Source organism: Rhodanobacteraceae bacterium (genome assembly GCA_016713135.1).
GTDB lineage: Bacteria > Pseudomonadota > Gammaproteobacteria > Xanthomonadales > SZUA-5 > JADKFD01.
The window spans coordinates 213,875-228,581 of the sequence record JADJPR010000004.1; the positions used below are offsets into that span (position 1 = coordinate 213,875).

Annotated in this window: 11 protein-coding genes and 1 tRNA gene; 4 read left to right on the top strand and 8 right to left on the bottom strand. The window is 68.0% G+C overall.

The genetic code is table 11. The annotated features are described in order from the left end of the window. Positions 1–190: 190 nt before the first annotated feature. The 3 genes from IPK27_06730 to IPK27_06740 all read right to left on the bottom strand — a co-directional run bounded on the left by IPK27_06730 (position 191) and on the right by IPK27_06740 (position 3,650). The gene (locus tag IPK27_06730) at positions 191–1,654 is read right to left on the bottom strand and encodes a hypothetical protein (GenBank protein ID MBK8067317.1); all 1,464 of its coding nucleotides are present in this window, start codon (positions 1,652–1,654) and stop codon (positions 191–193) included. Positions 1,655–1,714: 60 nt separating this feature from the next. Beyond that, entirely contained in the window at positions 1,715–2,632 is a 918-nt protein-coding gene (locus IPK27_06735; protein ID MBK8067318.1) for a 5'-nucleotidase, read from the bottom strand. 229 nt (positions 2,633–2,861) lie between these two features. After that, entirely contained in the window at positions 2,862–3,650 is a 789-nt protein-coding gene (locus IPK27_06740) for an NAD kinase (protein ID MBK8067319.1), read from the bottom strand. On the opposite strand from IPK27_06740, the gene IPK27_06745 reads away from it, so the two are divergent. After that, positions 3,616–3,984: a hypothetical protein gene (locus IPK27_06745; GenBank protein ID MBK8067320.1), complete on the top strand. Its 369-nt coding sequence runs from the start codon at positions 3,616–3,618 to the stop codon at positions 3,982–3,984. The two genes, IPK27_06740 and IPK27_06745, sit on opposite strands and share 35 nt — an antisense overlap. 65 nt (positions 3,985–4,049) lie before the next feature. Here the strand turns inward: IPK27_06745 and IPK27_06750 are convergent. Further along, positions 4,050–4,134, bottom strand: a tRNA-Leu gene (locus IPK27_06750). A 104-nt stretch (positions 4,135–4,238) separates the two neighbouring features. Further along, positions 4,239–5,873, bottom strand: a complete 1,635-nt coding sequence (locus tag IPK27_06755; GenBank protein MBK8067321.1) for a serine/threonine protein kinase — start codon at positions 5,871–5,873, stop codon at positions 4,239–4,241. A 75-nt stretch (positions 5,874–5,948) separates the two neighbouring features. Here IPK27_06755 and rnr point away from each other — a divergent pair, with 75 nt between their 5' ends. The 3 genes from rnr (at position 5,949) to IPK27_06770 (ending at position 10,576) form a co-directional block, all read left to right on the top strand. After that, entirely contained in the window at positions 5,949–8,174 is a 2,226-nt protein-coding gene (gene rnr / locus IPK27_06760) for a ribonuclease R (protein MBK8067322.1), read from the top strand. 172 nt (positions 8,175–8,346) lie between these two features. Continuing rightward, positions 8,347–9,093 (top strand): 23S rRNA (guanosine(2251)-2'-O)-methyltransferase RlmB, encoded by a 747-nt coding sequence (gene rlmB / locus IPK27_06765; GenBank protein ID MBK8067323.1) that lies wholly within the window; start codon positions 8,347–8,349, stop codon positions 9,091–9,093. A 229-nt stretch (positions 9,094–9,322) separates the two neighbouring features. Then, a complete protein-coding gene (locus IPK27_06770; protein ID MBK8067324.1) occupies positions 9,323–10,576 on the top strand; it encodes a hypothetical protein in 1,254 nt (417 codons plus the stop codon). A gap of 20 nt (positions 10,577–10,596) precedes the next feature. Here IPK27_06770 and IPK27_06775 read toward each other — a convergent pair whose 3' ends face one another. From IPK27_06775 to IPK27_06785, 3 genes are all read right to left on the bottom strand, one after another. Further along, positions 10,597–12,537 carry a hypothetical protein gene (locus IPK27_06775; protein ID MBK8067325.1) on the bottom strand — a complete coding sequence of 647 codons (1,941 nt, stop codon included), beginning with the start codon at positions 12,535–12,537 and terminating at the stop codon, positions 10,597–10,599. Further along, complete coding sequence (locus tag IPK27_06780; protein ID MBK8067326.1) at positions 12,534–13,196, bottom strand: response regulator transcription factor; 663 nt, start codon at positions 13,194–13,196, stop codon at positions 12,534–12,536. Before IPK27_06780 ends, IPK27_06775 begins: the two co-directional genes overlap by 4 nt. 72 nt (positions 13,197–13,268) lie before the next feature. Next, complete coding sequence (locus tag IPK27_06785; protein MBK8067327.1) at positions 13,269–14,549, bottom strand: FAD-binding oxidoreductase; 1,281 nt, start codon at positions 14,547–14,549, stop codon at positions 13,269–13,271. Positions 14,550–14,707: the final 158 nt, after the last annotated feature.

The following is a 14,707-nucleotide window of genomic DNA, read 5'->3' on the forward strand; positions in this document are numbered from 1 at the left end:
CTGATTCGTACCAATCCTCATCGCCGATGGACCGGCGATGTGAAAAGCGTTCGGACAAGGTCCGAACCCACAGATGGCGCGAGCTTGCTGTGCGTGGGTTTGGACCTTGTCCAAGCGCTGTTGCTCTTGGGGCGCTCCCGCGATGAGGATTGGTACGAATCAGGTACGATTTTCGTTTCACCGCGTTACCTCAAGGCACCCCGAGTGGCGCCGTCCGTACCTCCGCCTTCTCCTCCGCTGTCGGTCGCGGATCCACCCGCTCGCGCACGCTCCATCCGGCTGCCGAAAACGCGTCCAGTGCGGTCGGCGACAACTCGCCGGTCACCAGCAGCAGGTTGTGGCTGCCGATCAGGTCGTCGCGCCAGGCAAACGCGGCGATTTCGCGAGTCCAGTGCAAATAGTCCACCGGCAGCGCGATGATGTGGCTGCCATCGCTGCGGCGCAGGGCAGGGGAGGCGCCCACCAGCGTCGCCGTCGCGCCCGGCGCCTGGGCGCGCTCGGCGTGCAGCAGCATGCGCATGGCGTCGATCAGGAAGCGCGCGTGGATCTCGCGCTCGGCCGCCAGCGCGTGCTCGAACAGGTGCTGGCGCGCGGGGGCGAACAGCGGCAGGCGCAGCAGTTCGATGAATTCGGTCTGCTGGGTCAGGGTGAAGGCCTTGCTGCGGCGGACGAAGTCGCGCGCCGGTTTGCCCCGGATCCCGAAGTCCGCCAGCACTTCGAGGTTGCGGCGCTTGAGGTCCTCGGGCGGCAACTCCCAGACCAGTTCATAGGCGTCGCGCGCGTAGCCCAGCGCCTGGCCGGCCACGCCGCCGATCAGCCCGACCGCCAGCCCGGTCAACTTTGCGCCTGACCACGCGGCCCAGGCCAGCTTGTCCAGGCGCTCGTCCAGCATCGGGTTGGTGCTGTAGGGATCGGCCTCGACCTGGCGCGCGATCTCGCGGCGCGCCTTGTTGTAGCCGATGTAACGCAGCGTCGCCTGGGTCGCCACTTTCTGCGCGCGCTCGCCGGTGCTCGGCCCGCTGTCCTCTTGGCCGTCTTCGTCTTCATCGTCATCGGCCATCGCATCGATGGCCGCGTCGTTGAGGTCCAGCGCCAGTTCCCGGATGTTGCGCGCGGTGCGCACCAGGAAGCGCCCAATGCCTGCCGGCAGACCGGACACAGTGTCGACCGGTTCGCCACCGACCTGGCGCACGGCGTCTACCGGCCGCTCGGCGCTGCGTCGCGCTGCGGTGCCAAAGACCTCGGTGTAACTCACCTTGTCCAGCCGGCGCACGGCATCCAGTTCGCGCACGCGCAACTGGAGCACGCTGGCGCCATCGGCCACCAGCGCGCCGACATCGCTGCGCAGCTCGAACTGGCCGTAGTAATCCACCACTTGGGCGTCGTCTGCGATCCGGTAGCCGGGGCCGGTCAGCGGCACACCCGGCAGGAGTTCAGAACTTGGCAGGCGCGGCGATGGCTCGAAGGGTCCGTTGAGGTCGGCCGCCGCGGCGATCTGCGCAGGGGTCGGGATTGCCGATGGATGGATCGGCGTCGATGGCGGCTGCACCGGGGCGGCGGCGTTCGGATCGGCGCGGCGCACATCGATGTTCACGCCCGGCGTGCAGGCCGGGAGCAGTACGGCCAGAACCAGAGGCAATCGGCTGAGCTTCATGCGCCAACCATATCCAAGCCGACTGGCGCTGCGCTGAATCGGCGCCTTCATCCGGGACGATCAGCCCTTGTTCGCCACGCCGTGCGGCACGTGCCCGGTGGGCACGAAGCGGCTGGCGCTCTCGGCGTTCTTGCGCTGGTCGTCGAAGAAGATGTCGGCGCCGAATGCGGCCAGGAACGGGCCCTTGTCGCGGCCGCCGAGGAACAGCGCTTCGTCGATCCGTACGCCCCATTCGCGCAGCGTGAGGATCACGCGCTTGTGCGCCGGCGCCGAGCGCGCGGTGACCAGCGCGGTGCGGATCGGCGAATGCTCGGCCGGGAACGCGGCCTGGATCCGGTGCAACGCCATCAGCACCGTGCGGAACGGGCCGCCGGACAGCGCCTGGTGCGCCAACTGGCGCTCGCTTTCGTGGAAACGATCGAGGCCCTCGTGGTGACTGATTTGCTCGGCTTCGTCGGAGAACAGCACCGCGTCGCCATCGAAGGCGATGCGCAGCTCCGGGTGGCGGCTCGCGTTGGCCTGCGAGGGCAGGATGCTCGCCGCGGCGTAGCCAGCCTCGAGCGCCTGGCGCACATCGTCCGCATGCGCCGACAAGAACAGGTTGGCACCGAAGGGCTCGATGTACTGGAACGGCGGCGCCCCGTTGGTGAACGCCGCGCGCACGATGCCCAGCCCGTAATGCTCGATCGAATTGAAGATCCGCAGCCCCGAGTTGCCGCTGTTGCGGCTGAGCAGGATGACCTCCACCTGCGGCGTGTCCGGCTTCATCTGGTTCAGCCGGAGCAGCTTCTGCACCAGCGGGAATGCGATGCCCGGCCGCAACACCTCGTCCTCGTTGGCCATCTGGTAGGCCTGGTAGGCATCCAGCCCCTCGCGCTCGAACAACTGGTGCTCGGCCGACAAATCGAACAGCGCGCGCGAGGAGATCGCGACGGTCAGGCGGTCGGGCGCGGGAATACGCGGTTCCAGGGTGGACACAAGTCGATTCCGTGGCGGTCGGACGGGATCAGTCTAGGCGGGATGGAAAGGGGGTGACAGGTGCTTGGCGGCGAAAGAGCGGGGCTAGGTCTGGGGGCTGGGGCGCGTGCGCGGGGGAATTCGAGTTGCTGCAGGATTGAGTCATGCGCTGAAGCCGCGCAGTCTCGGCATGTTCGAGCCGAGCACCCAGCCCCAACCCCCAGCCCCCAGTCCCGCCCGTGCCTTCGCCTCACATCGCAAACTGCTCCGACAGGATGCGCTCTTCCAGGCTGTGCTCGGGATCGAACAGCACGGTCACCGCGTCGTTCTGCGATTCGTGCACTTCCACTTCGATCACATCGCGCACTTCGGTGGCGTCGGCGGTGGCGCTGACCGGGCGCTTGTAGTGGTCCAACACCTCGAACTTCACCACCGAGCTGCGCTTGACGATCGCGCCACGCCAGCGCCGCGGGCGGAAGGGGCTGATCGGGGTCAGCGCAAGCACGTCGGAGCCGAGCGGCAGGATCGGGCCGTAGGCAGAGAGGTTGTACGCCGTGCTGCCGGCAGCAGTGGCCAGCAGCGCGCCGTCGCAGATCAGTTCCTCCACGCGCACGATGCCATCCACCGAGATCCGCAGCTTGGCCGCCTGCTTGGTCTGGCGCAGCAGCGAGACCTCGTTGATCGCCAGCGCGGTATGCAGCCCGCCTGATTCGCCGACCACGGTCATCCGCAACGGATGCAATACCGCCTGCTGCGCCGCGGCCAACCGCGCCAGCAGATCTTCCTCGCGGTACAGGTTCATCAGGAAACCGACGGTGCCGAGCTTCATCCCGAACACCGGGATCTTCCGGTCCGCCGCGTAGCGGTGCAGGGTGTGCAGCATGAAACCGTCGCCGCCGAGCGAGACGATCACATCCGCCTCCTTCACCGGCACCGATGGATAGCGGTTCGTCAACGCGCGCAGCGCGGCCTGCGCCGGCTCGGTCTTGCTGGCCACGAAGGCAATGCGCGGCGGCGCGGTGGGCGGCGATTCGGTCACGGGACGCTCGTTCCACTGGCGACGGAGCGGCAAGCCTACAAGGACTCAGCGGCTGTGGCCATGTCGCGCGGAGCCCTCAAGCGAACGCGGGCGTGCGCGCCCAGACGGCGACGACGCTCGCCTCGAAGAACTCCAGGACGCACCGCGCTACTCGCTGCGCTCGCGGTACAGCTCGGCCGGCGAGCGCCTGGCTGCGATCAACCGCCGGAACCGCGAGGTTGGCCGCTATCCGGAAATGACGGCGAGCGAGAAAAATCTCGAGATCCGGGAACTCAGCCGCGAGCGCGCCGAGATCGCGCGCGAGGTGGATCGGGAAGCGAGGGCGGGCGAGTAGGCCGGACCATCTTGGGACCACGAAAACAAAAAGCCCCGTAAAAACGGGGCTTTAGGTCATGCGATTGGTGCCGAGGAAAGGACTCGAACCTTCACGGGTCGCCCCGCTAGTACCTGAAACTAGTGCGTCTACCAATTCCGCCACCTCGGCAGGTGTCCCGCGGGCGCGTTGCGCCGTCGAGAGCCGCGCAATCTAGAAGGATGTCGGGTCCTTGTCAACCGCCATTTGAAGCGCTGTTCGGGAGTGGTTGAACTTCAGGGCTTGAACACGCACAGTGCGCGCTGGCCGAAGGGGTTGACGCGGGCGTAGTCGTCGCGCTTGCCGGTGGAGAGGTCGATCATTACCGCGCGCAGGTCGTCGCCAGTGCCTTCGCCGGTCCAGATGCGCGCTGCCGACAGTTTGATCAGCGGCGTGACGCGGCAGGTGGCCTCGCCGCAGGCCTGGGTGCTCTCGCCGGTGGCGTCGTACAGTTCATCGAGCTGGGCCACCGAGGGCGGTGCCCAGCCGTCGCCGCGGCCGTAGCAATAGTCGCGAGCGTCCATCCAGTCGATGTCGGCGCCATTGTCGCTGGCGGCCCAGGTCAGGTCCAGCCAGCGGTCACGGACATTGCCGTCGACCATCACGATGAAGCGCCCGCGGCTGGCGGGCGGGGTGGCTGGCGTTGGGCGGGTGGCGGGCTCGTCGTCAGTGCCGGCCGCGGGCGGCTGCGTGAGGGTGGCTTCGGGTGCGGGCGTTGCAGGCGCGGGCGCCGGCGCGATCATGGGCGCGGGGGCGGTCGGTCCGGGACGCGACAGCCACCAGCCGCCGGCCGCCAACGCGGCCAGCGCCGCCGCGATCGCGGCGATGGCGGGTGCTTTCGATAGGGTGGGGCTCGCGGATCTCGTTGCGGTCTCCGGTAAGGATCGGACCGCCGCAGCCGGCTGGGTCGCGACCGCATCCGTCGCGGGCGTGCCGGCTCGCAGGTAATCGCCCTGGGCGCGGCGCACCTGGTTCTTCTGCCCGGGGTCGAGGGCGAAGCCGAGCGCGCGCAGCTGGCTGGACCAGGCCATGCTGGTGGCGGCGAATCCCACCTGCTGGCGCAGTGCCTCATCATGGATGAACACCTCGCGCAGCGCGTCGATGAACGCCTGTGCGTCGGCGTAGCGGTCTTCCGGTTTCTTTGCCAGCAGGCGGTCGAGTACCGGCTGCAGCATCGCGACGGCCGGCGGCAGCTGCGGGATCGGCGCGTACAGATGCTGCGCGGCGATCTCGGGGAAACTGGTGCCGGGGAAGGGGCGATCGCCGGTCAGCAGTTCGAAGAAGATCACGCCGAGGGCGTAGAGGTCGCTGCTGCCGCCCAGAGTCTGGCCGGAGACCTGTTCCGGCGACATGTAGACCGGCGTGCCGACGATCATGCCGTCCTTGCCGTAGATCGTGCTGCGGTCGAGCAGCCGCGCCGCGCCGAAGTCGGTCAGCACCGGCGTGGTCTCGTCGCGCAGCATGATGTTGGCGGGCTTGAGGTCGCGGTGGATCACCTGCTGGCGGTGTGCGGCCTCCAGCGCGCTGGCGATCTGCACCACCAGGCCGAGGGTCTCGCCAATGGTGATCGGTGCGCGGCGCATGCGCTCGGCGAGGGTGCCGCCGGCCAGGTGTTCCATCACCAGGTAAGCGGTGTCGCCGACACGGTCGTTGTCGTAGATGCGCACGATGTTGGGGTGGTCGAAGCTCGCCAGCACCTGGCCTTCGCGCAGGAACAGCTTCTCGAAGCTCTCGTCGGCTAGCGCCGCCGGCTTGAGGACCTTGATCGCGGCCTTGCGCCCGTTGCGGCGGTGCTCGGCCAGCCAGACCTCGGCCATCGCGCCTTCGCCCAGCCGGCTTTGCAGGATGTAGTTGGGGATTTCGACCGACACGCCGCCGCCTGATGCTTGAATCCGGTCCGCAACTCTAGCGCAGCGCCGCGGCGCGCTTCCCTGTAGCCTTCGCACATGCCCAAAACCACCAAGCCCAAGGCGCCAGGCGCCGCCCAGCTTCTCGCATTCATGCAGGCCTCCGCGCGCCTGATGAAGGCCGAGGAGATCGCCGACGAGCTCGGCTTCAAGACCGAGGAAGGCATCGAGGGCACGCGCGTGCTGCTCGAGGAACTGGTCGCCCAGGGCCGGCTGCTGCGCAATCGCCGCGGCGGCTACGGCCTGGCCGAGAAGATGGACCTGATCGCCGGGACCATCATCGCCAACAGCGAGGGTTTCGGCTTCCTCAAACCCGACGAGGGCGTGGGCGATATCTACCTGCCGCCCTTCCAGATGCGCCAGGTGCTGCACGGCGACCGCGCGCTGGTCAGCGTGGTCGGGCGTGACAAGCGCGACCGCCCGGAAGGCGCGATCGTCTCGATCCTGTCGCGGCGCTCGCCGCGGGTGGTCGGGCGCTACCTGGAGGAGGCCGGTTTCGGCGTGGTGGCGCCGGACGACCAGCGCATCCACCAGAACCTGCTGATCCCGCATGGCCAGGAAGCCGGCGCCAAGCCGGGCGACGTGGTGGTGGCGGAGATCGTCGAGCCGCCGAGTGCGCACCGCCAGCCGGTGGCCCGGATCGTCCGCGTGCTGGGCGAGGAAGTCGGTACCTCGCTGGCCATCGACATGGCCATCGAGAGCCACGACATCCCGCACGAATGGCCGGATGCGGTGGTCAAGGAAGCGGCGAAGATTCCGGACACGGTCAAGCCGGCGCAGGCCCGCGACCGCGAGGACCTGCGCGAGCTGCCGCTGGTGACCATCGACGGCGAGGACGCGCGCGATTTCGACGACGCGGTCTGGTGCGAGCCTACCCGCGGCGGCGGCTACAAGCTGTATGTGGCGATCGCCGACGTGGCGAGCTACGTCTACCCCGGCAGTGCGCTCGACGACCAGGCGCAGTTGCGCGGCACCTCGGTGTATTTCCCCAACCGCGTGGTGCCGATGCTGCCGGAGAAGCTGTCCAACGGCATCTGCTCGCTGAAACCGGAAGTGGACCGCCTGTGCCTGGCCTGCGAGCTGCGCATCGATGCCAGCGGCGAGACCACCCGCGCGCGCTTCTTCGCCGCGGTGATGCGTTCGCACGCGCGGCTGACCTACAACCAGGTGTGGAACGCGATCGGCCATGGGCGGGTCGAATCGCTGGGCCACTACCAGCACCTGCTGCCGCAACTGAAGGACCTGCATGGGCTGTACCAGGTGCTCGCGCGGCGCCGCAACGAGCGCGGCGCGCTGGACTTCGAGGGCCAGGAGGTCAAGTTCAGCTACGACGAGGCCGGCAACATCGATGCGGTCAAGCTGTACGAGCGCAACGACGCGCACCGGCTGATCGAGGAATGCATGATCGCGGCGAACGTGGCCGCGGCGAAGTTCCTGAAGCGCAGCCGGGTGCCGGCGCTGTACCGCGTGCATCCGCGCCCGCCGACGCACAAGTACGAGGAACTGGCGGATTTCCTGGGCACCGTCGGCATGCCGATCCCGCCGTACGAGGACCTCACGCCGGAAGACCTGATGGAGATCCTCAAGCGCGCCAAGTCACGCCCGGACGGCGCGCTGATCGAGGCGGTGGTGCTGCGCTCGCAGAGCCTGGCCACCTACACCGCCGAGTGCGATGGCCATTTCGGCCTGGCGCTGAGCGCGTACGCGCACTTCACGTCGCCGATCCGGCGCTACCCGGACCTGCTGGTGCACCGCGCAATCCACCATGCGCTGGGCAAGCGCACGCCGGCCGACTACACCTACACCCCGGCGCGGATGGCGGACCTTGGCCGCAGCTGCTCGGCCACCGAGCGGCGCGCGGATGAGGCCACCCGCGACGTCGCCGACCGACTGAAGTGCGCCTACATGGAGCGCCACCTCGGCACCGAGTTCGACGGTGTGGTGACCGGCGTGGCTTCCTTCGGCCTGTTCGTCGAGATCCTGGAAACCCGCATCACCGGCATGGTCCACGTGACCCAGCTGCCGAACGACTACTACCACTACGACCAGCGCCGCCGCCGGCTCGTCGGCGAGCGCACCCGCACCAGCTTCCAGCTCGCCGACAAGGTGCGCATCAAGGTGCTGCGCGTCGACGCGATGGAACGCAAGATCGACTTCCGCCTGGCCGGCGAGCACGAAACCCGCGCCGAGCAGGGCAAGTCCGATTTCCGCGAGAGTCGCGGCGGTGGCGGCAAGCGGCGCGGCGGTGGCGGGCGGCGGCGATGACGAGGGCACGAGGGCACGAGGGCACGAGGGCACGTGAGAGCGGCTGTGCCTCGCCTCGGGAGCTTCGCGCTCTGATCCACATTGTGGAGTTCTGGATTGAATGCCGCGATGGTCGGCTCTCGCTCTCGTGCCCTCGTGCCCTCGTGCCCTCGTGCTCTCCGGCTCCAACAACATGACTGCTGACAACGACTGGCTCCTCGGCCCGAATGCGGTCGAGGCGCAGCTGGAATCGGATCCTTCGCGGATCCTCGAAGTGCTGGTCGAGGACGGCAAGCGCAATGCGCGGGTCGACGGGCTGGCGCAGCGGCTGAAGCAGGCCGGCATCGCTGTCCAGCGCGTCCCGCGGGCGCAGTTGGACAAGCGAGTGGCGAGCGACCGCCATCAGGGCATCGCGGCGCGCTGGCGGCTGCCGGAGGCGCTGGACGAGGCCGACCTGGTGCGCATGATCGAAGCCGCCGCGATGCCGCCGCTGATCCTGGTGCTCGACGGCGTGCAGGATCCGCACAACCTCGGCGCCTGCATCCGCACCGCGGCCGCGGCGGGCGCGATGGCGGTGGTCGTGCCGAAGGACCGCGCCGTGGGCCTGACCCCGACGGTGGTTCGCGCTTCCGCCGGCATGGCCGCGAAACTGCCGCTGGTGCGCGTGACCAACCTCGCGCGCGCCCTCGAACGGATCAAGAAAGCCGGCGTATGGGTCGGCGGCGCCGCCGGCGAAGCCACCGAAAGCGTCTACCAGGCCGACCTCAAGGGCCCGATCGCCATCGTCATGGGCAGCGAGGGCGAAGGCCTGCGCGAACTCACCCGCAAGACCTGCGACTACCTGTGGAAAATCCCGATCGCACCGAACGTCGAGAGCCTCAACGTCAGCGTGGCGGCCGGCGTATTCCTGTTCGAGGTGGTGCGGCAGCGGCAGTGCTGAGTGCGCGGCCAGCCATGCACGCGCGGCGCGAGAACGCGTGCGTGCAATGGCTTCGGATGATTCCCATGCGCAGCGCGCGAGCCGACTGAGGTTGCGCTCGGCCGCGGGCACCTACCCCCATATCTGTGGCGCTTGTCTGGAATTGCGCCGGTGACATCCTGCGTGCACCGCATCAACCCATCCACGGTGCATGAAAGCCTTCAGACTGGTTTCAAACGGACAGACAAGGTTGACACTCCTCGCGCTCCTGGCCCAGGCGGCAACGGCCCAGGCAGGATCGGTCACCCTGCAGGAAATCACCAGGGTCGACCAGGTTTTCACGTCGGCGAATGCGCGCAATACGGGCTCGTGCCTGGCGGAAGTCGCAGCCGGGACCCAGCCGCGCCGCTGGCTGGTGGGCGCCGCGGGGTCCAACAGCGCCTCGGGGTCGAGTCGCGTCGGGCGCAGCCTGCCAGTGGAGATCGGGGCCGGTGGCGGGTGGAATCCCTTGCCCAGCCAGGTTTCCGGATCTCCAACCGGCGATGTGGGCACCGGCTATTTCGCATACCGGTGCGCCGCATTCGGGGTGCGCCATGTCGTGAGCCAGCTCGGTTTCCCACGGGCACACGTCTACCGTGACGGTGCGGTCGAACAGACCCTGATTCCGGCGCTCGTGGGCGCCAGCAGCAACCTCGCTCCGGATGTGTCTGTATCCATCGGCGGCGATCTGGTCGCGCTGGGCGTCCCCTACGACAATGGCAATCGCGGCCGGGTGCATGTCTGGCAATTGAACGGGACCAACTGGCAACTGCTCCAGGTGCTCGATTCGGGCGCCGGTGCCGTGGTCGGCGGACAGTTCGGCGGCGCGGTGGCGCTGCACGGGAACATGCTCCTGGTCGGCGCTCCGGCCGAAACCACCACCGGGCGGGTGTACGTTTGGGAACTCGCGGGCGGCATGTTCCAGTCCCGCGGCACTCTGGCGCTGCCGAACAACATCGATACCGCAGTCGAGGCCCGGTTCGGGGCGAGCATCGGAATCGACGAAGCGGATGGTTCCGCCCTGTTCGTCGGGGCGCCGGGTGCCAAGTTGACGCAGCTGAACCGACGTACCGGCACGGCAGTCGCCTACTTCAACAACCCCGCATCGGCGGCGCGCTGGGACCTGCGCTACGCGCTGGCGCCGCTCGACTTCGCCACCAGTGCCGTGTTTGGCAGCACCCTGCGCCTGCGGTCGCGGGTGTTGATCGTCTCCGATCCCGCACACCCGGCGCCGGGGTCGACCGGTGCGGTGTATCGCTATTCGTTCAACGGCGACCTGGGGCTGATGGAATCGGCGCAGAAGTTCTATCGGCTTGCCGGTGCCTCGGATTCTTTCGGCTGGTCCCTCGGGTTCCAGGACGATTCGGTGGTGATCGGCGCACCGGGGGCATTCAGCCTGAATCCGATCAATGGGAATGTCTACCAGATGGGCGTCGATCGACTCTTGAGCAACGGCTTCGAATAATCGTGTCGGCGAAGCCCGGTTCATGCATCCGGCCCGCCACTCTCCGCGCCGGGAACCTGGCGCTGAACCGTCGCCGGCAATTCGATGCGAACGCGAGTACCCGGCTGCAAGGCTTGCCATTCGACCTTGGCACCGTGCTTTGCCGCACGCAGCGACATGCTTTGGCAGCCTTTGCCCGCGCTGACGCCGCCTGGCATGCCGGCGCCATCGTCTTCGACATCGATCCAGACCATGCCGCCGGCAACGCGCCGGGCACGCAGGCAGACATGCCGTGCCCGCGCATGGCGGAGCACATTGGCAAACGCTTCCTGAAGGATGCGGTAGATGTCGAGGATCGCCGCTGCGGGCAGATGCAACTCGCCTAGGTCCGGCGCCAGGTCCCAACCGGTGCTGAGCCCGGATCCCTGCAGGCGCGGCTCCATCCGCCCACGGAAAGCGCCGAGCGCGAGAGCGAGATCGTCGCCCGCCGTGTCGAGCGAATCGACGATCAGGCGCATGTCGTCCAGCGCCAGCAGGAGTTCGCTCGCGATCTCCGTGTGCCCGATCGGCGCTGCGTCCGCGCGTCGAGCGCCTTGCAACTGCGCCGCGAGGCTGACCAGGCGCCCACCGAGGCCGTCATGCATGTCGCGCATGATTCGACGCCGCTCCTCCGCCAGCGCGGACTGGCGGATCAATGCCTGGCGCTCCTGCCAGTTTCTGCGCAGCTGCGTCTCACGCTCGGCCAGTTTTTGCGAGAGCAACCGGTTGAACTCGTTCATCGAACGGAACAGGTGCACATTGCGTCCGAGGAAGGAGATCGCGAGGGCCAGCATCAGCAGCGGCAGGCTGGTGTTGATGCGATTGAAGAAACCGGAACCGCGCCAGAGCAGTTCGATCATGTCGGCTGCCATCAGGCTGACGCAGAGCAGGAACAGGGCGGCTTCCCAAACGCGGTCGCCCGGATGCCGCAGACAGTGCCAGACCAGGCGCAGCGCCACCACGGTGGTCGCTGCGGCACCGAAAATCGCCATCAGCCCGTCGTGCAGGTCGAGCGCATGCACGGGGTCCGCGAGCAACCAGTATCCACCGGCGATGCCATAGGCAACCAGCGCCAGGACGGAGATCGTTTGCAGGTGGCGCAGCGGGCGGTCGGTCCAGGCGTCGATGAAGTTGAGCCAGGCAACCGCCAGCAGCCCCATCGCCAGGAAACCGAGCCAGAGGCGCAACAGGCCCGAAAACGGTGGGTCATCGGCATTCAGCATGACCAGTCGGAACACCCACGTTGCGAGCAGCACCAGAGCCCACAGTGGCAGGCGCCGATCGCTCGTGCGCAGGGCCAGCGCAAGCGCCAGCAGCCCCAGGACGACGCCTGTGGTGTAGCTGACGACCAGGTAGTCGTTGAGGATGTAGTCTCGCAGCGCCATTCGCTCGCTGAGTTGGACGTAATCGGCGACCAGCGGCGGCGCCACCGCGAAATCACCCACGCCATCGCGCACCATGACGATGGTGACCGCATTCTCGCCCGGTTCCAGCAGACCGGGCGGAAGGAAGAAGATCTGCCGGTCGAGGCCGTTATAAGTGATGTCCGGCAACCGCATGCGTCCGCGCAGGCTGAGCAGCTTGCCGTTGAGGTACAAGGAGAAATTGTCAGCCCAGGTATTCGCGATCAAGCCGAGTCCGGTGGGCGGGATCGTGTCGGCCCGGAAAACGGCACGGATTGCACGGTAGCCGGGCGCGTGGCAGCAATCCTCGTAGGGAAGTTCGGTGGCGACGAAATGGGCCTGCGAAACCTGGTCCCAATCCGGGCCCTCGGGTGTCGCAACACTGGCCGCAATGATTGGCAGCCGCGCGGGTGGTCGTGCCTTTGCGAACAGCCAGGGCTCGATCAGCAGCCAGTAACCCAGGTGCACCGCCAGGATTGCCAGAAGCAGGCGCCACCAGTGTGCTCCGGTCCGGTTTTCCACCGGCTCGGCAGTGGTCATGGTGCGGGCATCTTGATCAGGCCGCTCTCCGCGGCGCGTCGGACGGCTACGCCGCGCGAATGCACCTGCAGCTTGCGATACAGCGCCTTGACGTGATCGCGCACGGTGTGCAGCGAGATATCGCAACGATTGGCGACTTCCTTGTAGCTGGCACCCAAGGCGAACAACTGGAGCACTTGCTGCTCCCTGGGCGTCAGGTGCATGCCGCTGCCGGAATCCGTCGGCGCGGAATCCGGGCGGATCCTGCGCAGCAGATGGCGCGCCACCCCGGGACTGATCGGTGCCTGGCCGTCAAGCAACTGCCGGATCGGCGTATGCAGATCGGCGATGGCGCCTTCCTTGAGCAGGTATCCATCCGCACCGGCTTCGATGGCGGCGATCACGCTGGCCTCGTCGCCCAAGGCGCTGATCACGAGGATTCGCGTGCGCCCGCACTGCGCGAGCCGCTCGATCAGGTCGAATGACGGAATCCCCGCGAGATCCAGATCCACCAGGGCAACCGTGCACGCCGCATTCTCCACCAGCGTACTGGCCTCGGCATGGTCGCCGGCCTGACCGACGAGACGCAGCCGCTCGTCGCCGGCCACAGCATTGCACAGCGCCTCGCGGGTCGGACCGTCGTCCTCGATGACAATGAGGTCAATCACACGGACGTTCACCGTTTGCGGAGGAGCGCGGCATTGCCGATGCTCTCATGTGAGTGGGAGGAACACTCCCCCATATCGATGGGATCAGGGTCCTCGACCTTCGCGCAATCGATCCCGCCACTGCAGCCAGCTGTAGGTCGCCTGCGCGCCGAGGAAGCCGAAGGGGCGCCAGGTGCGGGTGAGGCCGAAGGGCGCGAAGCGGCGCCAGTCGGGGTTGTCCTCGGCGATCGCGTGGGCGAGCAGTTCGCCGGCTGCGGTGGTGGTCGCCACGCCGTGGCCGCCGAAGGCCTGGGCGTACCACAGACCCGGTTCGAGCTGGCCGATTTGCGGCATCTCGTGGCGCGCGTAGCTCATCAGCCCGCTCCAGGCGTAGTCGATGCGCACATCGCCCAGTTGCGGATATACCCGCGCCAGGTCGCGCTTGAGCAGGGTGGCGACGGCTGCAGGCGATCGGTCCAGGATCGAGATCCGGCCGCCCCACAGGATCCGGGTGTCGGGCAGCGCGCGGTAGTAGTCGAAGGCAAAGCGCGTGTCGTAGACCGCCGCGCGGGTGCGGATGGCCGACTGCAGGCGTTCGCCGAGCGGCTCGGTGACTGCGACATAGGTGGCGATCGGCAGCAGCGCGCGCTGCAGGCGCGGCACCAGGCCCTTCAGGTAACCGCCGCCGGCGACCACCACCTGTTCGGCAACGACCTCGCCTGAATCGGTGCGCACGCGCCAGCCATTGCCCGCGCGTTCGATGGCGGTGACCGGACTGCCGGCATGGATGCGCACGCCGAGACCATCGGCGGCGCGCGCCAGACCGAGCGCGTGGTTCAGCGGATGGATGTGGAAGGCATCGGCTTCGAACAAACCACCGTGGTAGCGCTGCGTCAACAACTGCCCGCGGAGTTCGTCCACCCCCATAGGCTGCCAGTGCACGTCGAAGGCGTCGGCGAGCAGGCGCCGGCGCATTTCCAGCACCTCGGGATCGTCGAACCAGTTGGCCCAGATCACGCCGGCATCGACCGGATCGCACTGGATCTGGTAGCGGGCGATGCGCTCGCGGATCGTGCGAACCGCTTCTTGCGTCAGCCGGTACATCCAGCGCGCGGTGTCTGCGCCGACTTGGGCGCGCAAGGCCGCCTCGCCGAGCGAATAGCCGCCGAACACGAAGCCGCCGTTGCGCCCGCTGGCGCCGTGGCCGATCGACTGCGCCTCCAGCAGCGCCACGCCATCGCAGCCACGCTCGGCCAGGCCCAGCGCCGTCGCCAGGCCCGCATAACCGCCGCCGACCACGGCAACGCGCGCACGGCTGATGCCAACCAGGGACGGGTAGGTATCCGGTTCGCGCCGGGTGGCGCGGTAGTAGGTGTCTGGATTCATGTGCGGATGATGCCGCGCGGCGGAGGGACACGGGACTATCCGAGTCCACGCCAGGAGCACCGTGCCGAGCGCGGAGCTTGGCCAGGACCAGCCGTGCGCCTTCGCGGGCGAGACCAAAGAAAAGGGCGCTGCCGGAGAGCAGCGCCCTGGTTCACGTC

What these genes read in the sequence shown, in the direction of transcription:
- IPK27_06730 (MBK8067317.1), bottom strand. Translation starts at nt 1,654, where the DNA reads ATGAAGCTCAGCCGATTGCCTCTGGTTCTGGCCGTACTGCTCCCGGCC.
- IPK27_06745 (MBK8067320.1), top strand. Translation starts at nt 3,616, where the DNA reads ATGCGCGGCGGCGCGGTGGGCGGCGATTCGGTCACGGGACGCTCGTTC.
- rnr (MBK8067322.1), top strand. Translation starts at nt 5,949, where the DNA reads ATGCCCAAAACCACCAAGCCCAAGGCGCCAGGCGCCGCCCAGCTTCTC.
- rlmB (MBK8067323.1), top strand. Translation starts at nt 8,347, where the DNA reads ATGACTGCTGACAACGACTGGCTCCTCGGCCCGAATGCGGTCGAGGCG.
- IPK27_06775 (MBK8067325.1), bottom strand. Translation starts at nt 12,537, where the DNA reads ATGACCACTGCCGAGCCGGTGGAAAACCGGACCGGAGCACACTGGTGG.
- IPK27_06785 (MBK8067327.1), bottom strand. Translation starts at nt 14,549, where the DNA reads ATGAATCCAGACACCTACTACCGCGCCACCCGGCGCGAACCGGATACC.